The sequence below is a fragment of the Streptococcus halichoeri genome (assembly GCF_009870755.1).
Lineage (GTDB): Bacteria > Bacillota > Bacilli > Lactobacillales > Streptococcaceae > Streptococcus > Streptococcus halichoeri.
The window spans coordinates 1-24,338 of sequence record NZ_WLZU01000006.1 but is presented as its reverse complement, the minus strand read 5'-3'; the positions used below and the strand labels follow the sequence as shown (position 1 = coordinate 24,338).

Below are 24,338 nucleotides of genomic sequence, written 5' to 3'. Positions count from 1 at the left end.
AGCTGACGACTGTCTGGTCAGTCAGTCCAAGAATAAGACTTTTTTGCTGCCATTGGCAAGACAAGGTGGAAATTACTTTACGAAAAAAGATGAGGCTCTGCTTTTTTTCTGTCTAGGGCAGAATATGGAAATGTTGCCAAAACAAAAACAAGGGGAGAGTGAGTCGGCTCTTCCCTTGTCCTTGGCAGTTGATCCTCTCCTCTTGCTCAAAGGCTAGATGAAAGGACTCTAATCACTCAGTAAGAGTGGGTGGCACCTGTGCTTGAGTCTGGCAGAACGGGCACAGCCACCTTTTTTAGTAGTGGTTTTTTAAATAGGATTGTTAGTTGTTTTCCTTACGTTTGTGTGTGAGAACACCCGCCATAGCCATGACACTTAGGGCCGCCGCTGTGAAGAATGGCTGGCGCTGCTCACCAGTCGCTGGTAAGTGCTGGTGTCTAGCTGGCGCTGGGGCTAGCTGAGGCTGAGCTGGCATCGACTGAGGCTGACGACTAGGAGCAGTTGGCGCTGCTGACTGACCTTGTGGAGCTGGTCGGTCTTGAGGCACTTGCTCAGGTGTTTGTGGTTGATTAGGTTGACTAGGAACCTGTGGCCGGTGCTGCTCTGGTGCATGGGGTGATGGTTCTGCTGGCTTGTCTGGGCTTTGTGGTGTGCCTTGCGGACCTTGGGGTCCTTGCTCACCACGCGGACCCTGATCACCCTTAGGACCAGCTTCACCACGTTCACCTTGGAGGCCTTGGTCGCCTTTTTCACCTTGGATACCTTGGTCACCTTTTTCACCCTTAGGGCCGGCTTCGCCACGATCGCCTTGGAGGCCTTGTAAGCCTTGCTCTCCACGGGGGCCTTGGATTCCTTGGTCACCTTTTTCACCGCGTTCACCTTGGATTCCTTGATCGCCCTTTTCACCGCGTTCGCCTTGAATTCCTTGGTCGCCTTTTTCTCCCTTAGGGCCGGCTACTCCGGCTTCACCACGTTCACCGGTTTCGCCTTTATCACCGCGCGGACCTTGTGGACCGGCGGGGCCAACTTCGCCTTTAGGGCCAGCTACTCCGGCTTCACCACGTTCGCCGGTTTCGCCTTTATCGCCACGCGGACCTTGGGGACCAGCGGGGCCTCGTGCACCTACAGGACCAATTGGGCCGGCGGGACCAGCGGGGCCGGTTTCACCACGGTCTCCGTTCTTACCGGCTGGGCCTTGGGGGCCGGCTGCTCCGGCTTGGCCACGCTCACCGGTTTCGCCTTTATCACCACGCGGACCTTGCGGGCCAGCGGGACCACGAGCACCTACGGGACCGATTGGGCCAGCCGGGCCGGCAGGGCCAGTTTCACCACGGTCACCCTTGGGACCTTGAAATGTCCTAGCCTCAAGCGCTTGATCCAGTATCTCTTTCCATTCCTTCTCAACTTTTTTTTGATTTTCCAAATATCTTTGTAACAGAAGCAAGTAGTCATAAATAGTTGAAGTAGAATAATCGTTTAAAGCTCCCCAAGTATGGGTTACAGTGGTAGCAACTGGTGGTACAGTCTGCCTATCCAGAGACCCCGATCGGTCCCTAAGTTTTCTTGCTACTTCTGCTAGCGACGGAGATTGTTGCTCTTCAGCCTTTACGCTTACCCCCCCCCCGAGGGTTAGTAATAGGGCCGCCGAAGTCAAGCCATAGCGGCAAACTAGCCGATTAAGGCGCTTGGGTGTGGTCGTTTTCAATTGTCTGTCTCTCCTTTTTCCTTGTGATTAAAATATCGTAAGGTAACTAATATTTTCTACTCAGAGTATTATAGGAGAATGGGAAAGGCTTTTAAAGCTCAAATCCTGTCTTTTTTAAAGATATATGAGCTTATTGCAAAAACCAATAGATGATGTGCTTTTTTAAGTTCCGGTTGTTGCTATCTACCTATTTTTGCTTCTCATTTTTCCTATTGCATATCATTTATTTTTATAAACTTTATTTTTTGAATCTGCCATTTTTAGGCCTCTACCCTCCTTTAGCTTTGTTGTTCCTAGCGGCCAGGGGGACTGCTAGCAAAAAAAGAAGACCAAGCGGTCTTTTTTGTCCTAATCTGATGCCGCACCAAGCGGTCTTCGCTAACTAAGCACTTCCGCCCAAATGGTAGCTTAATGGTGGTGGTCATGCTTATGCCTGTCACGTCTGGCTTGTAGGACTTTCTGGCGGTAGTCACTGTTACCCAGAAATTTCAGGAGATTAAAGAGCGGTGTGCGCTTTTCGCCCCAAATCTCTAAACCTTCAATGAAGACTTCCAGGCCAAATAACAGGCCAAACAGCAAAAGCACTCCGCCCAAGCGGCTAGAGAGGTTGAGCAGTAAGGAAATCAAGGAAAAGAGCATGGCAATGCCATAGACGACAAGGACGGCCCCGCGATGGCTAAAACCCATAGAGAGCAGGCGGTGATGCAGGTGCATCTTATCCGGCTCGTAGATTTTTTTGCCAGAGAGGCTACGCCTTATAATGGCCACTAGGGTATCCATGATCGGAACGCCCAGGATGATCACTGGTGTAACCACGACCACAGCGGTAGCATTTTTTAACCCCTGAAGGGACAACACACCGATCATAAAGCCAATAAATAGTGAGCCCGTATCTCCCAAGTAGATTATCGCCGGGTGGTAATTGTAGGGAAAAAAGCCCGCAATGGAGGCACTCAGGATTAAGAGGGTGACGGTTAGGTAAAAATCAAGCTGGGGCAAAAAGAAGAACGAGACAATTGCCATGGTCAGCAAGCTAATCAATGAAACGCCACTGACTAGGCCATCTAAGCCATCGATTAGGTTGATGGCATTGGTAATGGAGACAATCCACAAGATGGTCAAGATAAAGGTCACAATGGGTCCAAAAGATAGCAAGGGGCCGCCAAAGGGAATTTTAAAGCTGTTGAAATGAAAATCCGTAAAGGCCCAAATCACAAAACTGCCAAAGAAGATGCCAAGCATCTTCAGTTTGGGGCTGATTTCCACAATATCGTCAATATAACCCGTCAACATGACGAGAAAGCCCCCCAGTACCACAGGCAGAATATATGAAAAATAATCAAGTCCATGGATACTAATCCCTTGCGAGATCATCGGCACAATCACAAGGGTCGTTAGGACAAAGGAAATAAAAATGGCTAAGCCACCGCTACTTGGCATGGGGACTTTGTTAATCCGTCTTGCATTGGGATAATCAACTGCCCCCACCTTAAACGCCAAAAGGCGAACCAAGGGCGTTAGCACTAAAGAAATTAAGAGGGCACCAATTAAGACTAAAACATAGTCAAATGTAAATGGAAACATAACCTTAGACCAATTTTACCTTTTGTAATTTTTCAAGCGCCCCATCTACCATTAGTTGGGGAGCATGCTCTTGTAAGTAAGCTCGCGTTGTTGTCGTGGGGCTAGCGTGTTCCAGCAGGCGAGCATACATGACTGAGGCATAATAAGCCGGTTGGTTTTGAACATCCAATAGCACGGTCATATAGTAACGGTTGTTGTCTTTATAAAGTTCAGAAGCTTCCACCTGAAAATCAATAGCCTGAGCAAACTCAATGACGGCAGGCAAATCAGCAAAAACTAAAACATAATGAATATAGTCTAATGGATTAACATCCTCCTCTTCATCTCCTTCGCTCATGGCAGCTTGCTCTGTCGCAGAAGCATCTGGATCTTGTAGGGCATCCTCCATGGCTTCTTCTAGTTTTTCAAGCTTTTCATGAGCCTGTGTATCTCCTTTTTCCCGCAGGGATTTTTCCAGTGATTTGAAAAACTCCTCAGGAGACATCTGGGAAATATCACCCAGGTCCGCCAGATCTTCAAAATCAAGGTCCTTATTCAAGTCTGATTTGGTGACAAAAACATCAAGCCGGTCTTTGCGCGGTGTGACCCTAAAGCTCAACATGCCACTATCTTTAAAAGTGTCAGGAAGATCTAGCTCATCCATGACAGAATAAAAGAACTCTTCGGTCTTCTCCTGAGGAATCAAGAAATCCTTTAATTCCATCCCTCTTTCTTCTAAATCATCCATACTAATCGTAATTTTTAGTGTTGTTTCACTAATTTGTTTCATCTCCATAGTAGATACCTCGCACGCGTAGTTACTCTATTATACAAGAAAACCTTGTAAATCGCAATTTTATGACTACTTCTTCCTATCTTTGCTAAAATGCCGCTCAAGCTGACATCTGCTCACGGCAAGAAAATCAGCTCGTGCCAGCAGTTAGTAGCAGGCGCATAGGCAGCTACGTCTGCCTGTTTTGCTTGGATTTGCTTTGGCTGAGCAAGCGGTTGAAATGATAGCTTGCCTTACCTTTGCTAATTGGCCATGAAAAAACTCTCAACAAAGGATTAGCCCACTGTTTGAGAGTTAGTCTTATCAACTAGTGTTAAAAAAGCTAGCCTAGTACTGCTGATTTGAATAAGGCTAGCTTAGCTCTGCTGATTTGCCAGGTTATAAGACTGCTAAATCATGAATCAGCTAGCGCAAATGTGTGATGACATAATAAATCAATAACAAGCTTCCTAACCCAATCCGATATTTGCCAAAAATGGTGAAATCATGTCGTTTGACATAGTCTGTTAAGAACTTAATAGCGTACAAACTAACAACAAAGGCGGTTAGGCTGGCTACGAGTAAAATCAGGGATTGACTCATGGTAAAGCCATGGCCCGCTGCAAAATATTTAACGACCTTTAAGAGACTGGCACCAAACATGACGGGAATGCCTAAAAAGAAAGTGAATTCTGTGGCAACTGTCCGACTGGTTCCCACTAAAATACCGCCGAGGATGGTTGCACCTGAACGGCTGGTTCCTGGAATAATGCTTAAAACTTGGAAGAGACCTATTAAAAAGGCTGTCTTATAGGGCATCTGGGCCAAAGTGGTGATCTGAGGCGTCATATGCCGATGCCTTTTTTCAATCCAGATAAAGGCAAGCCCATAAATAATCAGCATCAAGGCCACCGTGATCACATTATAAAAGTGGTTATTAAACCAATCATTAAATTTAAGACCAACAAGAACGACCGGAATGATAGCCACAACCACCTTAGTCCATAGTTGCCAGGTCAGACGGACTTCTTTGGCTGTTTTTCCAGGCTGAAAAGGATTAAGCCTGGCAAAATAAACCACGATAACAGCTAGAATAGCACCTAATTGAATCACCACATCAAACATCTCCATATAGGAAGCATTTTGCTTTAAGGTGATAAATTCTTGGACCAAAATCAAGTGCCCTGTACTAGAAATTGGCAACCACTCGGTAATTCCTTCGACAATCCCGAAGAAAATAGCTTTCAAAAGCTCAATAAATAACATGATTTCTCCTAAATTCCTAAAATATTACCTTAAGTTTACCAAAAAAACCGTAAAATGACATAAGAAGCCTCTAAAAACACGCCTATTTTTTTCCAGATAGCGCTGCTTTGGGAGTGCTAGTTTGTTTTTTTAGTCTGATGGGCTCCTTTAGCTCAAAAAAGCTGCGCAGCTATTTAACGAGAAAGCCGTAGAGCTCGGATAAATAACTCAGCAGGTCAGGAAATGAGCAGCAAAAATTTATTTTTTATCATATTTTTGGCTGTATTTGTATAATTTTCCAATTTTTTAAATGATTTAAATTGCAATCACCCCAGATTTGCTGTAAAATGGAAAGAAAAATAGAGAAGTGAGACAGGAGCTTTTATGAAAAAGATATATCTCTACTTGGCAGCGACCCTTATGCTTTTTTTGAGTGGCTTTTCGACTGTCAAAGCAGATCAGTATCTTCGTGTGGGGATGGAGGCTGCCTATGCCCCCTTTAACTGGACACAAGACAATGATCAAAACGGTGCTGTACGCATCGAAGGAACTAAGACCTATGCCAACGGTTATGATGTCCAAATTGCTAAAAAAATTGCTAAATCCATGGACAAAGACCTAATCGTGGTTAAAACTTCCTGGACAGGTTTAATTCCAGCACTAACTTCTGGTAAAATCGATATGATTGCTGCTGGTATGAGCCCAACTCCTGAACGCCGAAAAGAAATTTCTTTCTCAGACAGTTATTATACCAGCGAGCCCGTCTTGGTCGTGCGCAAGGATAGCCGCTTTGCTAAGGCACACACACTTACTGATTTTTCAGGTGCAAAGGTGACAGCCCAACAAGGCGTCTGGCATGTCAAACTGATCGATCAGATCAAAGGGGTTAAAAAGCAAACCCCAATGGGAGATTTCTCACAGATGCGTCAGGCCTTATCTTCTGGTGTTATTGATGCTTATATCTCCGAACAGCCCGAAGGCTTAACAGCCGAAAATGCCAATCCTGCTTTTAAAATAGCTCCGCTACAACAAGGTTTTACCTTCTCAAAAACAGACACTGCTATCTCAGTTGGCATGAAAAAAGATGATCCTCGCCTCATGCAGGTCAATCAAGTCCTCGCCAAACTATCCGAGCATGATCGGCAAAAACTCATGCGCAAGGTAGTGACCTACCAGCCAACTCTTGCCAAGGCAAAAAATGGTGAAAAACCATCCTTTTTCCAACAAATGTGGACCATTCTTTTAACCAACTGGCACCAGTTCTTACGTGGGACAGGCCTAACCTTACTCATTTCCATGGTAGGGACTGTCATTGGCTTAATGATTGGTTTATTAATCGGTGTCTATCGTACTGCACCCAAAGCCAAGCATAAGACAACTGCCTTTTTCCAAAAGCTCTTTGGTAGTCTGCTAACCATTTACATTGAGGTCTTTCGGGGCACACCGATGATTGTACAATCAATGGTCATCTACTATGGAACCGCACAAGCATTTGGGGTTTCACTGGATCGGACCTTGGCGGCTATCTTTATCGTGTCGATCAACACAGGTGCTTACATGAGCGAAATTGTCCGCGGAGGCATCTTCGCCGTTGATGCGGGGCAGTTTGAAGCCGCAACGGCACTTGGTTTTAATCACCGCCAAACCATGCGCAAAATTATTTTGCCACAGGTGGTACGTAACATTCTCCCTGCCACGGGGAATGAATTTGTCATCAATATTAAAGACACTTCTGTGCTAAATGTTATCTCGGTAGTGGAACTATATTTCTCAGGTAATACCGTTGCTACCCAGAACTATCAGTACTTCCAAACCTTTATGCTCATTGCCGTCATTTACTTTATCTTGACCTTTACTGTCACCCGCATTCTTCGTTATGTGGAACGCCGCCTAGACGATGAATCTTATACAAGGGTTGCCAGTCCAGCTCTGGTTGAGGAGGCCTAATATGTCAGAACCAATTATCGAAATTAAACATTTAAAAAAATCCTTTGGTCATAATGAAGTCTTAAAAGATATTTCTCTTTCTGTTAACAAGGGTGAGGTGATTACCATCATTGGTTCTTCTGGCTCAGGTAAGTCAACCTTACTTCGTTCTATTAACCTCTTAGAAATGCCAACGGCGGGAGAGGTCCTCTTTCATGGTAAAAACGTCCTAGCAGATGGCTATAATCTGACCCATTATCGAGAAAAACTCGGCATGGTTTTTCAATCCTTCAATCTCTTTGAGAATCTCAATGTGCTAGATAATGCTATTGTGGCTCAGACAACGGTCTTAAAGCGTAGCCATGCTGAGGCTGAAAAAATCGCCAAAGAAAACCTCACTATTGTTGGTATGACCGAACAATATTGGAAAGCCAAGCCCAATCAACTATCTGGCGGGCAAAAACAACGGGTTGCCATTGCTCGCGCGCTATCTGTCAATCCAGAAGCTATGCTCTTTGATGAACCAACCTCAGCCCTTGATCCTGAAATGGTCGGCGAAGTCTTAAAAATCATGCAAGATTTAGCCAAGTCTGGTCTAACCATGATTATCGTCACCCACGAAATGGATTTTGCCCGCGATGTTTCTAACCGTATTATCTTTATGGATAAGGGCCTAATCGCCGAAGAAGGCCGGCCCCAAGACATCTTTGAAAACCCTACTCAGGCACGAACCAAAGAATTTTTACAACGTTTCTTAAGCTAAGAAGCCCTAAGCTAGTACTCTTGTCAGGACTAGAGTGGTTTTCACACAGGACTTCTAACGAACACATGAGCACAGCCATAAGCATTCAAGTCAACCCTCAGGCAAACTGGTCCCATCAGCTGCTTGAGGGTTTTTGTGGCTAAACAAGCCGCCATAAAAAAAGCAAAAGTTCACTGGCACCAAGGCCACTAGCAGGGCTTCGGACGGCAAAAATGACTTCCATAGAGAGCTGTAAGCTATGAATCACCAAACCAGCTAAAAACACTGAGGTATTTGGGATAGAGCAGGTTGTCAATCCAGCAAGAAAAAATAATTGCTTAAAATACTTTACCGGTTAAGTTTATTGTGCTATACTAGTCTTTGTTAACGTTAATAAATACTTTTTATGAGGAGGTTATTATGGCTGAAAAAACTGATTTAGCATCGGCTTACCGACGGCTAAAGAGTCCCAATATCAAAACCAAAAAGCGTGCTTTGAAGATTATTCATGAGTACAAGAGATTTGGTAAGAAATAATAACTAAAACATTAAAAGTCAGACAAACAAAAAAACAACTAGGACACATCCCTCCGTTCTAGTTGTTTTTTATGGTCTTTTTTTAGTATCTTATCAGGCAAGCACAGAGCAATCAAAAGTTCTAGCAAAAGAGAGGTAACTTGATAGACGTTTGTGCTAACCTACTTGACCTACTAAAGAAAAGCTAAAATCCTTATTTTACTTTTAATGCTGATAGCACTTGGCTGCGAATGTCATCTACACCATTAGGTGTATTTGGCAAAAACAGGGTTTGATTGCCTTTAGACGCAAAGGTATTTAAGGTATCTAAATATTGGTTGGTTAATAAGATAGACATAATCTGCTCTTCATCCAAGCTAATGTTAGCTTCTTTTAATTCTTGAATAGAATCTGCTAAGCCATCTACAATTGCTTTACGCTGTTGGGCAATCCCCACACCATGTAAGCGATCTTTTTCTGCTTCAGCAGAAGCCGCCGTGACAATCTTAATCTTATCTGCTTCAGCAAGTTCTTGCGCAGCGACGCGCTTACGTTGAGCGGCATTGATTTCATTCATTGATTGCTTGACCTCGGCATCAGGTTCAACCTTAGTGATCAAGGTCTTAACAATGATATAGCCATAGGTGGACATTTCCTCTGCCACTTGATGTTGGACTTCCAAGGCGATCTCATCTTTTTTCTCGAATAATTCGTCCAGGGTGAGCTTGGGTACAGATGAGCGTAGAGCGTCTTCAATGTAGGACTTGATCTGTGCTTCTGGCTTCATTAATTTGTAGTAAGCATCAGTGACATTTTTTTCATTCACACGGTATTGGGTGGCAACATTGAGGGTGACAAAGACATTGTCTTTTGTTTTTGTTTCGACGACAATTTCTGATTGGAGGAGGCGTAACTGCACACGCGCAGCTATTTTATCAATGCCAAAGGGCATCCGGATGTGAATCCCACTAGTTGCGGTCACTTGATATTTACCAAATCGTTCAATAATAGCGACTGTTTGTTGTTTGACAACATAAAGTGTACTGAGCACTACTAATACTAGCAGTACTAAAATACAAAGTAAGACAATGATTGCAGTATTCATCTGGAACTCCTCTAGATTTTGACTTATTGTGATAAGACAATTATAATCTTTTTTTTAGGATTGTCAATTCTTTTTAATGCCAGCTGCAGTTTATCAGCTGCGCTAGCAATAGAAAAAAGCCCCTAAACTCTAACGCGTCAGCTGGTACTGATAACCAGACGACTTGCTACGCTAGGTGGGGCATTAAGATAAACTCATTTTTGTAAGGATGTTACTCAACACTCATGAGATAAGGGTAGACAGGTTGCATGCCTTGATGAATATCTACTTCTATATCTTCATAGGTGGTTTCAAGGTAGTCAGCCAACTCGTTTGCAAAAGCTTGATTGCCTTCTTCTCCGACAAAGAGAGTAACAATCTCACTATCATCTGTAATCATCTGAGCAAAAGTTGCTTTGATGGCAGTCTCTAGATTGGCATCAGATACCAAAATTTTGCCATCAACCATTCCCAGGTAATCATTTTCGTGAATATCAAGCCCGTCAATGGACGTGTCACGCACAGCCAGGGTAATGCTGCCACTAACAACGTCTGATAGACTGGCTGTCATATCTGCCACATTTTCTTGGAGGGATTTAGATGGGTCAAAGGCAAGTAGACTGGTTAAGCCTTGCGGCACTGTTCTTGTTTCAACAACGGCTGCGGCTTGCTCGACCACTTCTGCTGCTGACTGGGCAGCCATAAAGATATTTTTATTATTTGGTAGAATAATCACGTTTTTGGCATTGACTGCCTCAATGGCTTTCACAATGTCTTCGGTGGATGGGTTCATGGTTTGACCACCTGAGATGATGTAGTCAACGCCTTGAGCTTTGAAAATATCAGCTAGGCCTTCACCTGCGACAACAGCAATTAAGCCAAAATCTTTTGGTTGAGCTGCCTGGCTGGCTTGGTTCGTTTTTTGGACTTGGGCATCATGCTGGTTGCGCATATTTTCCACTTTCACCTTCACAAGCGAACCAAATTTCAAGCCTTCTTGCATCACTAACCCGGGGTCTTCTGTATGGACATGCACCTTAACAATTTCATCATCATTGATGACAAGTAAAGAATCACCCAGATTACTCAAATAACCTTGGAATTCTTCATAATTGAATTCTTTTACATAGGTTGGTCCTTGTTTTAGGGCCACCATAATTTCCGTACAATAGCCATAGGTAATGTCTTCGGTAGCCACATGTCCTACAACTGCTTTATGGTGTTCGGCATTAATCATTTCAGACATATTAGCTGGGGTTGCTTTGAAGTCTTCTGAGGCAACATAGTCGCCATTTAGGGCAGACAAAAAACCTTCATAGATAAAGACAAGGCCTTGGCCGCCTGAATCCACTACGCCAACTTCTTTAAGGACAGGAAGTAATTCTGGTGTCTTAGCAAGGGCGCGTTTAGCGCCTTTTAGGGCTGCTTCCATTACTGCGATGGCGTCATCACTGGTCTCTGCTTTTTTGAGAGCTGCTGTAGCTGCTCCTCGTGAGACTGTTAAAATGGTGCCTTCGACAGGTTTCATAACTGCTTTATAAGCTACTTCAACGCCGGCTTGAAAAGCTTGGGCTAGGGCCTTACCATCAAGTTCTGTTTTGTTTTTGATGCTTTGGCTAAAACCACGGAACAATTGTGAGGTGATAACGCCTGAATTGCCACGCGCCCCCATAAGCAACCCTTTAGAGAGGATTTGACCAACTTCTCCAACGGTTGTTGCTGGTTTATCAGCAACTTCTTTGGCACCATTATCCATGGTCATTCCCATGTTTGTCCCAGTATCACCATCTGGAACAGGGAAAACGTTTAAGGAATTAACATATTCTGCTTGCTTTCCAAGACGCGTCGCAGCTGCTTGAATCATCTCTTGGAATAAGCTTGTTGTAATATTTGACACTACTTTTCTCCTACAACCCTGATATTTTGTACGTAAACATTAACCATATTAGCCGAAATGCCAAGTTGACTTTCTAGATTAAATTTCACCCGTTCTTGAATGTTTTTCGAAACTTCGCTAATTTTCACACCGTAACTCATCACGGTGTAGACGTCAACAGAAATACCTGTTTCTGTTGATTTCACCACTACTCCTTTGGAATAGTTTTCTTTACGAAGTAGTGATTGAAAATTATCTTTTATGGCACTTTTGCTTGCCATGCCAACAACGCCAAAAATTTCCGTTGCTGAACCACCAACGACAGTTGCAATAACATCGTCAGAGAGTTCAATAAGACCATCTTTTGTATTGATTTTTACAGTCATAATTGCTACCTCATAAAGTTTTGTCAGTTTATTCTACCATATCTCAGGGGAATTGTAAAAAATCGAGGCAAGGACAAACTTGCGGCGATTTGTCAAAAGAAAAAAAGCCCTGAGGCTTATTTCAATTAAACGCGTTCAACTTTACCAGATTTAAGCGCACGAGCTGAAGCCCAAACTTTTTTAGGTTTACCATCAACAAGGATTGTTACTTTTTGAAGGTTTGGTTTAACGGTACGTTTGGTTTGGTTCATAGCGTGTGAACGGTTGTTTCCTGATACGGTTTTACGACCAGTAAAATAACATACTTTAGCCATTTTGGTTTATTTCCTCCTAGGTAGAATGTGTTTACGGATGTGCTAGCACCACATACCAAAATATTCTATCACAATTCAAGAGGTCGCGCAAGTATTTTTTCATTTCCTGATTTTCCAACATCCCTGCCCTCTCCTTTGCACGAGCTAGTGCATTTTAGGTAGTTTATGTGTTAGCAGCTGATTTAAGGTCTAAACGTAAGAGATGGGGCTTGGCTGCTTGCAAGCAAGCGGCAAATGTTTTCTACGGTAGTTTCAAGATGAACAGCCCCTTGGGCCAAGGCGTCTGGCAAAGATATGGGCCCTGGTACGAGGCTAAAAATGGCTGTTATTCCTGCTTGATAAAGCTTTGCACTCCCCTGGTCAATCTGACCAACACAGGCATAAACTGGTTTGTTGTATTTCTGAGCAAGGTTTGCTACGCCCAAGGGAACCTTACCAAAGGCGGTCTGCCCATCGATGCGACCTTCACCAGTAAAGACGTAATCAGCATTTTTGATGGCTCCTTCCAGATCAAGTAAGTCTGCTATCAGGTTGCTACCAAGCTGCCATTGGGCATTGGTCAAAGCTAATAAGCTAGCTCCTAAGCCACCGGCTGCACCTGCGCCAGCTTGTAGGGCAACATCACGCCCTACTGCTTGTTGCAATAATCGAGCATAGTGCTTGAGATTCTCTTCTAAAATTGGAATCATCTGAGCAGTTGCTCCTTTTTGCGGACCAAAAATCTGGCTAGCTCCGCTAGGACCTAGTAGGGGATTAGTGACATCACAGGCCAGGATGATTTCTGTCTGTGCTAATCGGGAATCTAATGCTGTCACATCAAGGGCAGATACTTCAGCTAAAGTTCCCCCACTAAGGCCAGCTGGTAGGATTTGCTGGTCTTGGCCGATAAAACTTAGGCCCAAGGCTTGCGCCATTCCAGCACCGCCATCGTTGGTGGCACTGCCACCAAGTCCTAAAATGATACGCTTAGCGCCTTGGTTAAGAGCATGACGTATGAGTTGGCCTGTGCCATAGCTTGAAGTGCGCAGCGGGTTACGTTTGCTGCTAGCTAGTAACTCTAAGCCATTAGCCTTGGCCATTTCCACTACAGCTAGCTGCTGCTTTGGAAACCAACCATAATAAGCACGGACTTGCTCTTTTACCAGTGGCCCTGAAACAGTGAGGTCGATCCGTTTGCCTCCTAAGGCCTGTAAAAGAGCATCCACCGTCCCTTCGCCCCCGTCAGCCATCGGGAATGAACAAATGTCTGCATCCGGAAAAACTGCAAGAATCCCCTTGGTCATCGCCTGACAGGCTTGTATGGCTGATAGACTCTCTTTAAAGGAGTCAGGAGCTAAAACAAATTTCTTTCCCATACTATTCATCTGCCTTTACTGTAAACATGTGTCTGAGCTATCTATAAGCTCTGATTCCTAGCCAAGTTTAGCAAATTATCTCTGGCTTGCCAAGAGCTAAATGGTCGCCTGGTTAAGCAGGTATACTTGAAGCAAGCTAGCTTTGGTTATTTTTTGCCTCTCTTTCTACTTGCTTTGCTATCATCTTTTGTTGCTTTTTGTCTGGTCACGCTCGCGCTCAATCTCTGATAACAAGAGATAGATTAGCTGGATACACAAGGATGATTGCCCAGCATTATCCGTTGTTCCACTTAGGTAGAGATTTAGTTGGGGGCAAAAAAAGGCAAAGGCACCAGAAATACCAGAATGGCCATAAAATTCAGGACGCTTGTGATTTCCTGGCTTTCCCATTGCAAGCAGCATGTGACCTCCACCATATAAGACCGGAGCATAGTCTGCCTGCAAGGGATAGTAATCTTTGAGCCGATTCCAGTGGTCTTTGTTAAAGAGCTGGCCTTCAAAAAAGGCACGGATAAACACCAGTAAATCCTGACAGGTGGATACGCCACCGCCAGCTCCCTGCCCACTAGCTACGACTTTTGGCCTATCCAAATAGGCACGGCCTGTATAAAGTGGGGGAATAACAGCATATTCACTGCTGCAAAGGTAGGAATGCTGCAAGCCTAAAGGAAGCATAATCGCCTTTTCGACACAGACATCCAGATCCTGGTGGCAAATGTGCTCAATAATAAGTCCTAACAAGGTAAAATTAATATCAGCATAATAGGCGGCCTTGCTCCCTGGTAGGAAATGAGCTGGTGTGGCCTGGACCCACTCCTTCATTTCTTGCCAACTATAGGCAAAATCCTCACGAGCAATGCGCTCTTTTAAACGAATTGGCTCTTCATAAAAAATATTACCAAAGCCTGTGCGCTGAAAGAGTAAATCAGCGACAGTAATCGGCAAATCCTGGTTTTTAGGCAGCATGGAATGGATACCAGCTAGCTTTTCTTTTGGGATGAAATCGGTTACAATAGAGTCGTAGAAAACTTTTTTCTGGTCAATCAGTTGCAAGATTAGAGTGGTTACCCATAACTTTGTCACACTAGCCATTAAAAAGGGCGAATCTGCCTGGAGTTGTCCCCAAGATAACTGGACTTTGTCTTTTTTATCTGTCGTTTCAAGCGCCACAATCGCTTGGGGTAGGTGGTGTTTTTGGACAAAGGTAGTAAACAGTTTTGCTAATTTTTCCTGATTCATCATGTCACCTCCTTTTAGGAACTTCCTTAGCTTTTAATAGAGTTTGCAATAGAAAGAACGCTTATGGACATTAGACAACTTTCCTACTTTTTAACCATTGCCAAGGCACAAAATTATTCGCACGCGTCCAAGATCTTATTCGTGTCACAACCGGCACTGAAACAAGCCATCTCAAAAATGGAAGACGAATTGAATGCACCGCTATTTATTTACCAAAATCATCGGCTCAATCTTACTGAGACAGGTACACTCCTCAAAGAGCGTGGGGAGCCGATTGTCAAAGCCTTTAATCAATTAGTTTTTGACCTGCAAGAACAGGTGGATAAGCAAAAACAAACTTTGACAATTGGGGTGACTTTTTTGACCATGCTGCAGTACATGGATCAGATCTCACGCTTTATTCGGCAAAATCCTGCAATTAATCTCCATATCGTCCAAGACGGCTCAATGGCTCTGCAACACCTGCTGGTCCAAGAAAAAATCGATCTTGGGATACTTTCTTTGCCCCAGGTTGAGCCTGATATTATAATTGATTTTTTGGCTATTGAAGAATCCAGCTATTCTGGTTGTGTTGTTGTACCTAAGGGACATCCTCTAGCAGGTAAACAAGAGGTGAGTTTTGGCGAGCTTGCTCCCTATAATATTGCCAGCCTGAGTGACCATTTTGCTTTAGGGGTATACACAAAAAACCGCTGCCAAGAACTAGGAACTAGCGATCATATCATCTTGGTTCACGATGATTTTGAAATATTGCTGCGCAGTCTTGATAGATTAGATGTGATCACCATTCTTCCCAAAGAATTAGAAGTATATAGCAGCATGACTGAATTGGTTTGGATTCCCCTTATGGATAGTCACAATACCTACAAGCAAGGGCTGGCCTATCGCAAAAAAATAAGTCAGAATGCTGATGCCATTCACAGATTTATTGCAGCGATGAAAGCCTCATCCTAGGCTTCAAAGGATAAAACCTGATAGGCTTCTGCCTTATTTAGGACACGTAAACCACCAAGGGCTAAAGCTTCTAGCTCACACTCGCCTGGATAAGCTTTAAAGGGAGCAATAAAGGCGGTGCGCTTTTCAACTTCTTGACACAAGGCTTGTGAGTAAGCCATCCCCCCAGTTAAAATGACCTGATCAATTGGGCCTGTAATGCTCGCTGCCAAAGCAGCTAATGTTTTAGCAATCCCTAAAGCCAGGGCTTCAAAGACAAGTTTGGCATTGGCATCACCTTGTGTGATGCGTGCTTCTACCTCGCGTAAATCAGCCGTCTCACAATGCGATTGGAGACCGGCTTTTTTGCGTGCTAGTTGGTTAAATGCTGGTATGCCTAGTTCTTTAATCACTGGTAGCATGGCTTTTAGGGGCATACCGCCTGAACGCTCTGCCGAAAACATGATTTCATCATCCGAAACAAAATCAACCACCTGACCTTTTTCATGGGCAGATGCACTTGAGCCACCTCCAATGTGAGCAATGACTAAATTAACGTCATCATAATTCTTACCAAGTGCTTGAGCTGCTTTTCTAGCGACAGCTCGCATATTCAAATGATGACCTGTGGAGGTTCTTTCGATGCCTTTGATGCCGGTTAACCGCGAGACAGGTTTCATGGAATCAACCGTCACTGGATCATAGACAAATGCTGCTTGGCCATTTCCGTACTTAGCCATCAAGGCTTTGGCTAATTTTGCTCCTAGATTAGAGGGGTGCTCTAAAATAGGTCGATGCTCTAGGTGCTCAATTAAGGCATCATTGACGAGGATGGCACCTGGTTTAACTGGACCAATCAATCCGCCTCGGCCAACAGCTAAATCAATGTGGCTCACAGCGTGCTTGGCAAGGATGACTTCAATATCATTTAAGCGAAGATCAAACTGGTCATAAACCTTAGCAAAGGGGGCTAAATCAGCAGCTTGATATGTGATCTCTTCTTTCCAAGCCATCGTCTGATTGGTAAAGAGGGCAACTTTTGTCGAGGTGGCCCCTGGATTTATAGCTACAATGGTCTTCATTAACTTCTCCTTATCTCTTTTTGGTCATGAGGATTTGGGCTAACAATAAAGAGGCATATTTTTCTTCAAAGCTAGAACTCCTTGAGGTAATAATCACAGGAACTTGGGCCCCCATAATAAGCCCTGCCATTTCGGCGCCACCAAAAAGGGTCAAGGCCTTGGAGGTAACATTTCCGGTGACAATATCTGGTGCAAACAAAACATCAGCATCACCTTGAATCTTGCCTTGATACTCTTTGGTACGGGCGCTTTTAGGTGATAAGGAAAGATCAATGGACAAAGGACCTTCCACCACCAGCTGGTCCTTGCCGGCGTAGGCTTTGGTGAGTTGGGTCTCCATGACTGAAGAGGGCAATTTGGGAATCAGATTTTCTGCTGCTGATAGCAAGGCAACTTTCACAGGGGCTAGGCCCAAGGCCGACATTATCTCTACAGCATTTGCAATGACTACCGAAGCTGTGGCCTGATCAGGTTGTAAAATCAAGCCACCATCAGTAATAGCCAGTAATCTCTTTAATTGGGGCACAGCTAGCAGAGCGACATGAGAGAGAGTCGCTGCTTGGCGGATACCTGTTTCTTTATTGACAACCTCTTTTAAGACTTTGCCTGTGGCAATGTGGCCTTTTAAAATAGCATCGCCCTTTCCTTCTTTGACCAATTGAACCGCTTTAGCCGCCGCTGCTTGGTCATCAGCTAGATCAATGATCTGATACCAATTGGGATCAATCTGATAGGCTGCTAATTTTTCTGCTAGTTTGTTTTTGTCATCAATGAGATAAGCGTTAACTCGCCGTTCAGCAATAGCTTTTTCAAGACAAGCTAAGACTTGGTCATCAGCAGCCTTGATGACCACTAGTGTGATGGGCTGCTCAGTTGTTTGTATTTCCGGGCGAGCTTCTAATAATTTATCAATTAATAAGGACATACAGGACTCCTTTTTTTAAAAAGAATGCAGTTGTCAGGTTGTTCACATGATGCCTGCATTCTTTAACCAAATACTAAATATTTAATTTGTAATCCTCAGGTTTCACAATATGAAGAACATTCATAAACAGGTGTTTAAAGAGAAAACCAAAGCCAAGGGGAGCAAGAGCAAATACCAGCAGGGCAATGAGCAGATTGGTGAGCGAGTAGCCTCCTGCAACGAGATTTAAGTGGTTGATAGGACCAACCAAACCACTAAAGCCAAAACCAGCACTCATTGGCGTTCCTTGAATATCAAAGACATCTGCTAAAACCCCACAACAAGCTGCCGAGCAGATAATGGGTAATAAGGTCTTTGGATTTTTGACCACATTTGGCATGGAAATCTTGGGCGAACCTAGGAAATGAGCCAAGCTTGTTCCGTAGGAATTTACTGACCAGCCCAACACAGCAAAGCCAAAGCCACAGGCACAAATGCCAATATTTGCAGCACCTGAACCAACACCTGATAGGGAAATCGCCAAGGCTATACCTACAGTGGTAATTGGTGACACAATTAAGATACCAAAAACAATCGCCAATAAGATACACATCACTAGGGGCTGCAAATGAAGCAACTGCGCCGTGCCAAGTCCAATGACTTGGGTAATTTTGGCGACATAAGGCAGGAGCAGGCGACCAAAAATACCGACTACCACTAACAATAAAGGTGGAATAACCAAAATGGTATAGGCTTTTAAGCCATTTCCCACTAATAAAATGAGTGCAGCTCCTAAGGCAGCAGTAAGCAGCATATTAATGATGTCGCCTGTACCGGCCAGCACGATAAGCCCCTTTTTAAAGGTAACAGCACCAGCAGCAAACTCAGTAGCAAGACCCAAAGAAGCCGCCTGAATGGGAGTAAATTTAAAGTTAACACCAACCATGGTGCCACAGACCAAGCCCATTAGGGCATTGGACATGCCAAAAATTCCAAGGTAGGGGGTTAAGAGAGGAAAGTGTGGTGCTAAGGCTTTAAAAAGCTCTGATAAAAGGGCGCCAGGGATTAAAACCACCACCGCTCCTGTGGCAATACCATTTAAGACATTCATTGCAAATGCTTTTGCAGATAGTTTAGTTTCCATATTCTTACCTCTATTGGTGGATGGCCTGGTCAAGTAAGCCTTCACTGGCATCCATAATCGTCTCAGATAAACTTGGGTGATTATGGATTGTGAGTGTTATATCTTCTGCTGTTAGTAAATTTTCAATAGCGAGAGTGACTTCGCCGATTAATTCACTGACTGCTGGCCCAACCATTTGCGCACCAATCAAGCGATTATCAGCTTTATCAGACACTAGCCGAACAAAACCTTCGGTATTGCCCATTGATAAGGAACGACCATTGCTAGCAAAGCGAAAAGTCGCTACCTTGACAGATATTCCTGCTTGGCTGGCTTTTTCCTTGGTTAGACCAACCGTAGCAATCTCTGGTTGGGTATAGGCAACTGTTGGAAGGGCGAGATAATCAGCGGCTACGCCTTTAATATTTGAAATGGCTTGCGCAGCCACCTTGCCCTCATACGAGGCCTTATGAGCCAGAGCTGGACCTGTTGTAATATCACCGATGGCATAAATGTGTTTTTGTCTGGTCTGCATTTGCGCATTGACCGGAATCAAACCGCGCTCATCCACCTCAAGGCCAGCAAGTTCCAAACTAACGGTATCGGTATTGGGCTTGCGACCGACCAAAACAGCAATTTTATCCGCCTGAATACTAGCTGCTTTTCCTTGTGATTGATAAAAGAGTTCAAGTCCCTGGTCGGTCTTTTCATAGTGTGAAGCTTGGGCATTAGTTAAAATGCGCATGCCGAGTTTTTCTGCTTGGGCAAGCACTGGTTTGACCAAGTCCGGCTCAAAACCACTAAGTACACGATCAGTTCCTTCTAAGACAGTGACATGACTGCCTAGATTAGCATAAGCCATAGCTAGCTCCATGCCGATATAGCCACCGCCAATAATTGCTAATTCCTGCGGGATAGCCGTGAGGTTTAAAAGCCCTGTGGAATCTAGAATATCTTGATTAAAGGCAAAGGCCTTCAATTCAATAGGCCGACTGCCCAGGGCTAAAATAGCATTTTTAAAGCGATAACCCTCACCTAGACCATCTTTGGGTGTGATGTGCAGAGTATCTGGAGCAACAAAGTGGGCTTCTCCTTGCACAATATCAACCTTATTTTTACGCAACAAGGTAGCAATGCCACTGGTTAGTTTGCCAACAACTGCCTGGTCTTTCCAATGTTGTGCCTGTTGAAAGTCTAACTGACCAGATAAGTGGAGACCAAAGGGGCTAGTTGCCTTTGTTTTAGCAAATTCTTGTCCGACATGAATGAGTGCTTTTGATGGGATGCACCCCACATTTAAACAGGTACCTCCAATAGCTTGGCGCTCAACTATCACGACTTTTTGCCCTAGCTGAGCAGCTCGGATAGCAGCTACGTAGCCTCCAGGACCTGAACCAACAACAATCGTATCTACTTCATTTGTATATCCACCAACTACCATCTCATCACCCCTCTGCTAATAATAAATCTGGATCATGCAAATAATTCTTAAGCAGGTTAATGGCTTGTTGGGCATAGACCCCATCAACGACACGATGGTCAAAAGCAAATGATAGCTTCATAACAGGCTTAAGGATAGGGTTGCCCTCTTCATCTGGGAGGAAAAGCTGATCAATCCGGCCAACATTCAAAATGGCTACTTCTGGCAAATTAATAATTGGTGTTGACCAAACCCCAGACGTTGCCGCTGCACCAACATTGGTCACTGAAATGGAACCCTTACCCATATCAGTTGCTTCAAGCTTGCCATCGCGAGCTTTTTGAGCAATGGCTGAAATGTCATTGGCAATTTCAAACAGACTTTTGCTTTGTGCATTACGGATCATCGGTACCATCAAACCGCGTGGGGTATCTGTTGCCACACCAATGTTGTAATACTGATGGCGATGCAACTCATTTTTTTCCATATCTAAGGAAACATTCAGTTCAGGGAAATGTTTGAGCATGGCCACCAAGGCTTTAACCAAATAAGGTGTAAAGGTTAATTTAATATCTCTTTCAGCAGCCAGCACTTTCATTTTCTGCCGGTGGGCTACCAGTGCTTCCACTTCAACTTGGTCAAAGACCGTCACCTGTGCAACCTGGTTACTGCTTTTAGAAAGTGCATCGGCTATAGTTCTGCGCATTGCTGGGATTTTTTCAATAGTATCCACAAAGAGGTCTTGGTTGCCCTTTGCTTGGGGATTAGTAGAAGCCGGGGTTTGCCTTTCCTCTAATGCAGCTTGGTCATAATCCTCTGACCTTGCTTGCTGATCTTGCTCAGAAGAAATCGCTTGCTTGTGTGTTAAAGCTTGGGCCAGATAAGTATCAAGATCTTCTATCGTAATGTGCCCATGATTGCCTGTTCCTATTACTTGGGTGAGATCAATTCCTTTAGCACGCGCATATTTGCGCACACGAGGAACTGCTAACTGCCGGCAGTCCTTATCTGAAGTTGGCTGTGCATCCTTTTGGTCCTTAGTTTGGGTAGAATCAAGTGCAGACTGGCCTACGTCTGTCTGATCAAGGTCACTCGCTAACGTAGTGCTTGTTGCTTTGGTTTTAGCCATAGTAGCATCAGACCCTCCACCTTTTAATGCAGCCTGTAATTCTTCTTTGCTTTCAGCAATATCGGCAATGGGTTGCCCTACAATGCCAATATCACCTGCTTCAACGTAAATTTTGGCCAGGTAACCATCAACAGGACAAGGTAATGCGACAACAGCCTTATCACTTTCGATTTCTAAGAGAATATCGTCTTCTTTGACCTGATCACCCACTTGGGCTGACCAAGACATGATGGCGCTTTCGTGGGTTCCTTCGCCAGCATCTGGTAGGATATAGTGATACATTATGGACCTCCTAGAATTCTACAATTTCTTGTGCTTTCATAACAATGTCTTCAACGCTAGGTAACCAGAGTTCTTCAGCCATTCCAAAAGGAAAAATGGTATCAGGTGCGGTCACCCGCGCTACCGGCGCATCAAGTTCCATGAAGCAACGCTCTGCAATTTCTGACATGATTTGACCAGCGACCCCAGCTTGACGTTGGGCTTCTTGAAGGACAAGGACACGGTGGGTCTTTGTAATGGAAGCCTGAATGGTTGCATAATCAACTGGTGAGATGGTTCTCAAATCAAGCACCTCTGCACTAATACCCTTAGATGCCAAAGCCTCTGCAGCTTGCACCGCCAAAGGAATCATCTGACCATACCCAATAAGGGTCACATCAGATCCCTGGTGAACAATAGCTGCCTTATCCAAAGGAACAGTATAGTAACCTGTAGGCACCTCATCTTTCACCGTCCGGTAAAGACGCAGATGCTCTAAGAAAAAGACCGGATCTGGTGAAGCAATCGAAGCTAAGAGTAAGCCCTTGGCATCATAAGCGGAAGAGGGGATTACTACTCGCAGACCAGGTATTTGAGCAAACATGCCTTCTAAACTATCAGAATGCAGCTCTGGAGTATGGACCCCACCACCATAAGGTGCTCGAATCGTTACCTGCGCATGCCTTGTTCCCCCAGTACGATAACGTTGCCGAGGTAATTGAGCAATCAAGGCATCCATTGCTTCAACGATGAAGCCAGAAAATTGAATCTCAGGCAGCGGAATAAAGCCTTCTTGCGCAAGTCCAACTGACATGTGGATAATCCCTGATTCAGCAAGCGGCGTATCAAAAACCCGCTCCTCACCAAAAGTTTCCTGTAAGCCAGCCGTAATCCGAAATACACCGCCATTTTTACCGACATCTTCACCAAAGATCAGTGCATTATCATACTTTTGCATGGCTTCTTTTAAGCCATCACTAACAGCTTGGGCTAATGTAAGAACTGGCATACTAGTTTTCCTCCTTTGCAGCATAGATGGCTTTTTGTTCTTGGATATTTTGAGGTTCCTGCTCAAACATAAAACCTAAGAAATCTGTGATTTTTTGTGGCTGAGTCTTAACCATTTCAGCTAGGGCTGCTTTGGCCTGCTCTTTCACGTCTTCATAAATGGCATCTGTTTGCTCTTGGCTCCATAAGCCTTTTTCAGTGAGATAATGCCCTAATCTAATCAAAGGATCCTTCTTGCGCCACTGCTCAACTTCTGCCTCATCACGGTAGCGTTTGGGATCATCAGACATGGTATGTGGTCCGAAACGGTAAGTTAGATTTTCAATCAGGATTGGGCCATTGGCAATTACATAATCCCTGGCTTTCTTGACAGTATAGTAGACAGCTACTGGATCCATACCATCGACACGAACTGCTGGAATACCTGCAGCAACTGCCTTTTGTGCTAGGGTAGCAGCCTTGGTTTGCCGAGCAGTTGGCACTGAAATGCCATAGCCATTATTTTGCACAACTGCGATCAATTGGGCCTTAAAAATACCAGCAAAGTTAAGAGCTTCGTAAAAATCACCTTGGGAGGTTGAGGAGTCGCCACACAGGGCCAATGCTACCTTGGCTTCACCCTTCATTCGTTTACCAATAGCATTACCAAGAGCCTGAATTGCTGTGCCTCCCACAATCACATTAGGTGAGTACATCGTCAGATCTTCTGGATATTGATTAGCCTTAAAATGGCCTTTATACCATAAAAAAGCCTGGGTCAGGGTCATGCCAAACTGAACACCTGTAAACACATCTCGGTAAGTCGGGGCAAAAACATCACCTTTTTCAAGAGCTAAGACAGAGCCATACTGACTAGCTTCTTGCCCTCCTCCTGGTGCGTAGTTGCTTAGGGCTCCCTGGCGATTTAAAAGAATAACCCGTTCATCCATAGCCCTACCCCAGGTAATCGTTTTCATTAACTGAATTAATTCGTCTTCTGATACTTCAGCCATTGCTTTGGCATCAACCACTTGACCAGCCGCATCCAAAACTTGATACATGGGAAAATTAGCATCATAAGAAGATACAATGTCAGCAAAATGTAATGTACTAATAGTCATAGCTGCTTCCTTCCTTTCTCTATAATGATAGCGCTTTCTTTTAATAAGCTGAACTATCTAAATCTTATAGCACTATAAGTAAGACAAGCACTCTGCCAACCAATCCATCTCATAAAATTCTCATGAACAGCTTACAAATCTGCTATTATTGCTATTGCTAAAAGCAAAATGCCTGCGTAACCACAGGCAACCACCTCAAAGCCCAAGCAACTTCATCAAAAAAAGACCGAAAAGCAGCAGCAAGATAGCCGACTTTCGGTCACAATTCAAAATCAACAGAAGTTTAGCTTTTCCAACAACTCTGTTTCGAATAATAAATACCACAACCTAACCACTTAGTTTGTTGGAAACATCCTCTCTTAAAAAGCTTCGCTATTTCCTTTGCTTGGGACGTACCGATTGCAAAAGGAAATTTAGCTAGCTAAAAAAGGGCTGACGCCTCAGATAGAAGCCGCGAGCCCTCACCTACTTAGTAATGCCTACACTAAACGATCCAAGAAACTTTCCCCAATCATGGCAGTCTCCACGCCAAAGTTCTCAGCAATGGTCGCAGAAATATCAGCAAAATGACCAACTGGCAATACCCCATTGCCCTTAAATGCTGGACTGTAAGCCAACAAAGGGATGTACTCACGGGTATGATCCGTACCAACAT

Annotated in this window: 21 protein-coding genes and 1 pseudogene; 4 read left to right on the top strand and 18 right to left on the bottom strand. The window is 44.2% G+C overall.

Annotated features, from left to right (window positions below):
• Nucleotides 1-322 precede the first annotated feature (322 nt).
• The 4 genes from GWD08_RS08880 to GWD08_RS02695 form a co-directional block, all read right to left on the bottom strand.
• The gene (locus tag GWD08_RS08880; RefSeq protein WP_341871810.1) at nt 323-1,705 is read right to left on the bottom strand and encodes an LPXTG cell wall anchor domain-containing protein; all 1,383 of its coding nucleotides are present in this window, start codon (nt 1,703-1,705) and stop codon (nt 323-325) included.
• Nucleotides 1,706-2,113: 408 nt separating this feature from the next.
• On the bottom strand, nt 2,114-3,289 hold the full coding sequence (locus tag GWD08_RS02705; protein WP_159564104.1) for a glycosyltransferase family 4 protein: 1,176 nt from the start codon (nt 3,287-3,289) through the stop codon (nt 2,114-2,116).
• Nucleotides 3,290-3,293: 4 nt separating this feature from the next.
• The gene (gene mecA / locus GWD08_RS02700; protein WP_159564103.1) at nt 3,294-4,064 is read right to left on the bottom strand and encodes an adaptor protein MecA; all 771 of its coding nucleotides are present in this window, start codon (nt 4,062-4,064) and stop codon (nt 3,294-3,296) included.
• A gap of 402 nt (nt 4,065-4,466) precedes the next feature.
• Nucleotides 4,467-5,306: an undecaprenyl-diphosphate phosphatase gene (locus GWD08_RS02695; RefSeq protein WP_159564102.1), complete on the bottom strand. Its 840-nt coding sequence runs from the start codon at nt 5,304-5,306 to the stop codon at nt 4,467-4,469.
• A 363-nt stretch (nt 5,307-5,669) separates the two neighbouring features.
• Here GWD08_RS02695 and GWD08_RS02690 point away from each other — a divergent pair, with 363 nt between their 5' ends.
• The 3 genes from GWD08_RS02690 (at nt 5,670) to GWD08_RS02680 (ending at nt 8,490) form a co-directional block, all read left to right on the top strand.
• The gene (locus GWD08_RS02690) at nt 5,670-7,232 is read left to right on the top strand and encodes an ABC transporter substrate-binding protein/permease (RefSeq protein WP_159542969.1); all 1,563 of its coding nucleotides are present in this window, start codon (nt 5,670-5,672) and stop codon (nt 7,230-7,232) included.
• A 1-nt stretch (nt 7,233) separates the two neighbouring features.
• A complete protein-coding gene (locus GWD08_RS02685; protein ID WP_159542975.1) occupies nt 7,234-7,974 on the top strand; it encodes an amino acid ABC transporter ATP-binding protein in 741 nt (246 codons plus the stop codon).
• 399 nt (nt 7,975-8,373) lie between these two features.
• Nucleotides 8,374-8,490 carry a putative metal homeostasis protein gene (locus GWD08_RS02680; protein WP_159542978.1) on the top strand — a complete coding sequence of 39 codons (117 nt, stop codon included), beginning with the start codon at nt 8,374-8,376 and terminating at the stop codon, nt 8,488-8,490.
• Between the two features lie 193 nt (nt 8,491-8,683).
• Here GWD08_RS02680 and GWD08_RS02675 read toward each other — a convergent pair whose 3' ends face one another.
• From GWD08_RS02675 to GWD08_RS02650, 6 genes are all read right to left on the bottom strand, one after another.
• Nucleotides 8,684-9,574 (bottom strand): SPFH domain-containing protein, encoded by an 891-nt coding sequence (locus GWD08_RS02675; protein WP_159564101.1) that lies wholly within the window; start codon nt 9,572-9,574, stop codon nt 8,684-8,686.
• A 211-nt stretch (nt 9,575-9,785) separates the two neighbouring features.
• Complete coding sequence (locus tag GWD08_RS02670) at nt 9,786-11,450, bottom strand: DAK2 domain-containing protein (RefSeq protein ID WP_159564100.1); 1,665 nt, start codon at nt 11,448-11,450, stop codon at nt 9,786-9,788.
• Complete coding sequence (locus tag GWD08_RS02665) at nt 11,450-11,815, bottom strand: Asp23/Gls24 family envelope stress response protein (RefSeq protein WP_159542987.1); 366 nt, start codon at nt 11,813-11,815, stop codon at nt 11,450-11,452. The genes GWD08_RS02670 and GWD08_RS02665 overlap by 1 nt, the downstream gene beginning before the upstream one ends.
• A gap of 125 nt (nt 11,816-11,940) precedes the next feature.
• Complete coding sequence (gene rpmB / locus GWD08_RS02660; protein ID WP_003025909.1) at nt 11,941-12,129, bottom strand: 50S ribosomal protein L28; 189 nt, start codon at nt 12,127-12,129, stop codon at nt 11,941-11,943.
• 182 nt (nt 12,130-12,311) lie between these two features.
• Complete coding sequence (locus GWD08_RS02655; protein ID WP_159564099.1) at nt 12,312-13,484, bottom strand: glycerate kinase family protein; 1,173 nt, start codon at nt 13,482-13,484, stop codon at nt 12,312-12,314.
• 180 nt (nt 13,485-13,664) lie between these two features.
• Nucleotides 13,665-14,726, bottom strand: coding sequence for a serine hydrolase domain-containing protein (locus tag GWD08_RS02650; protein ID WP_328799112.1), 1,062 nt, complete (start codon nt 14,724-14,726; stop codon nt 13,665-13,667).
• A gap of 60 nt (nt 14,727-14,786) precedes the next feature.
• On the opposite strand from GWD08_RS02650, the gene GWD08_RS02645 reads away from it, so the two are divergent.
• A complete protein-coding gene (locus GWD08_RS02645) occupies nt 14,787-15,677 on the top strand; it encodes a LysR family transcriptional regulator (protein WP_159542993.1) in 891 nt (296 codons plus the stop codon).
• On the opposite strand, the gene buk is transcribed toward GWD08_RS02645, so the two are convergent.
• The 8 genes and pseudogenes from buk to GWD08_RS02605 all read right to left on the bottom strand — a co-directional run.
• Nucleotides 15,674-16,738, bottom strand: coding sequence for a butyrate kinase (gene buk / locus GWD08_RS02640; RefSeq protein ID WP_159564098.1), 1,065 nt, complete (start codon nt 16,736-16,738; stop codon nt 15,674-15,676). The two genes, GWD08_RS02645 and buk, sit on opposite strands and share 4 nt — an antisense overlap.
• Nucleotides 16,739-16,748: 10 nt before the next feature.
• Nucleotides 16,749-17,663 carry a phosphate acyltransferase gene (locus GWD08_RS02635; protein WP_159564097.1) on the bottom strand — a complete coding sequence of 305 codons (915 nt, stop codon included), beginning with the start codon at nt 17,661-17,663 and terminating at the stop codon, nt 16,749-16,751.
• A 73-nt stretch (nt 17,664-17,736) separates the two neighbouring features.
• Nucleotides 17,737-18,786 carry a PTS sugar transporter subunit IIC gene (locus tag GWD08_RS02630; protein ID WP_159564096.1) on the bottom strand — a complete coding sequence of 350 codons (1,050 nt, stop codon included), beginning with the start codon at nt 18,784-18,786 and terminating at the stop codon, nt 17,737-17,739.
• Between the two features lie 10 nt (nt 18,787-18,796).
• Nucleotides 18,797-20,206: a dihydrolipoyl dehydrogenase gene (gene lpdA, locus GWD08_RS02625; protein WP_159564095.1), complete on the bottom strand. Its 1,410-nt coding sequence runs from the start codon at nt 20,204-20,206 to the stop codon at nt 18,797-18,799.
• A 4-nt stretch (nt 20,207-20,210) separates the two neighbouring features.
• Nucleotides 20,211-21,596: a dihydrolipoamide acetyltransferase family protein gene (locus tag GWD08_RS02620; RefSeq protein WP_159564094.1), complete on the bottom strand. Its 1,386-nt coding sequence runs from the start codon at nt 21,594-21,596 to the stop codon at nt 20,211-20,213.
• A gap of 10 nt (nt 21,597-21,606) precedes the next feature.
• Complete coding sequence (locus tag GWD08_RS02615; protein WP_159559854.1) at nt 21,607-22,584, bottom strand: alpha-ketoacid dehydrogenase subunit beta; 978 nt, start codon at nt 22,582-22,584, stop codon at nt 21,607-21,609.
• Between the two features lies 1 nt (nt 22,585).
• On the bottom strand, nt 22,586-23,683 hold the full coding sequence (locus tag GWD08_RS02610) for a thiamine pyrophosphate-dependent dehydrogenase E1 component subunit alpha (RefSeq protein WP_159564093.1): 1,098 nt from the start codon (nt 23,681-23,683) through the stop codon (nt 22,586-22,588).
• Between the two features lie 479 nt (nt 23,684-24,162).
• Nucleotides 24,163-24,338 (bottom strand): annotated as a pseudogene (locus GWD08_RS02605) (phosphopentomutase); the annotation flags it as partial.

What these genes read in the sequence shown, in the direction of transcription:
- GWD08_RS02705 (WP_159564104.1), bottom strand. Translation starts at nt 3,289, where the DNA reads ATGTTTCCATTTACATTTGACTATGTTTTAGTCTTAATTGGTGCCCTC.
- mecA (WP_159564103.1), bottom strand. Translation starts at nt 4,064, where the DNA reads ATGGAGATGAAACAAATTAGTGAAACAACACTAAAAATTACGATTAGT.
- GWD08_RS02695 (WP_159564102.1), bottom strand. Translation starts at nt 5,306, where the DNA reads ATGTTATTTATTGAGCTTTTGAAAGCTATTTTCTTCGGGATTGTCGAA.
- GWD08_RS02690 (WP_159542969.1), top strand. Translation starts at nt 5,670, where the DNA reads ATGAAAAAGATATATCTCTACTTGGCAGCGACCCTTATGCTTTTTTTG.
- GWD08_RS02685 (WP_159542975.1), top strand. Translation starts at nt 7,234, where the DNA reads ATGTCAGAACCAATTATCGAAATTAAACATTTAAAAAAATCCTTTGGT.
- GWD08_RS02680 (WP_159542978.1), top strand. Translation starts at nt 8,374, where the DNA reads ATGGCTGAAAAAACTGATTTAGCATCGGCTTACCGACGGCTAAAGAGT.
- GWD08_RS02675 (WP_159564101.1), bottom strand. Translation starts at nt 9,574, where the DNA reads ATGAATACTGCAATCATTGTCTTACTTTGTATTTTAGTACTGCTAGTA.
- GWD08_RS02665 (WP_159542987.1), bottom strand. Translation starts at nt 11,815, where the DNA reads ATGACTGTAAAAATCAATACAAAAGATGGTCTTATTGAACTCTCTGAC.
- rpmB (WP_003025909.1), bottom strand. Translation starts at nt 12,129, where the DNA reads ATGGCTAAAGTATGTTATTTTACTGGTCGTAAAACCGTATCAGGAAAC.
- GWD08_RS02655 (WP_159564099.1), bottom strand. Translation starts at nt 13,484, where the DNA reads ATGGGAAAGAAATTTGTTTTAGCTCCTGACTCCTTTAAAGAGAGTCTA.
- GWD08_RS02650 (WP_328799112.1), bottom strand. Translation starts at nt 14,726, where the DNA reads ATGATGAATCAGGAAAAATTAGCAAAACTGTTTACTACCTTTGTCCAA.
- GWD08_RS02645 (WP_159542993.1), top strand. Translation starts at nt 14,787, where the DNA reads ATGGACATTAGACAACTTTCCTACTTTTTAACCATTGCCAAGGCACAA.
- buk (WP_159564098.1), bottom strand. Translation starts at nt 16,738, where the DNA reads ATGAAGACCATTGTAGCTATAAATCCAGGGGCCACCTCGACAAAAGTT.
- GWD08_RS02635 (WP_159564097.1), bottom strand. Translation starts at nt 17,663, where the DNA reads ATGTCCTTATTAATTGATAAATTATTAGAAGCTCGCCCGGAAATACAA.
- GWD08_RS02630 (WP_159564096.1), bottom strand. Translation starts at nt 18,786, where the DNA reads ATGGAAACTAAACTATCTGCAAAAGCATTTGCAATGAATGTCTTAAAT.
- lpdA (WP_159564095.1), bottom strand. Translation starts at nt 20,206, where the DNA reads ATGGTAGTTGGTGGATATACAAATGAAGTAGATACGATTGTTGTTGGT.
- GWD08_RS02620 (WP_159564094.1), bottom strand. Translation starts at nt 21,596, where the DNA reads ATGTATCACTATATCCTACCAGATGCTGGCGAAGGAACCCACGAAAGC.
- GWD08_RS02615 (WP_159559854.1), bottom strand. Translation starts at nt 22,584, where the DNA reads ATGCCAGTTCTTACATTAGCCCAAGCTGTTAGTGATGGCTTAAAAGAA.
- GWD08_RS02610 (WP_159564093.1), bottom strand. Translation starts at nt 23,683, where the DNA reads ATGACTATTAGTACATTACATTTTGCTGACATTGTATCTTCTTATGAT.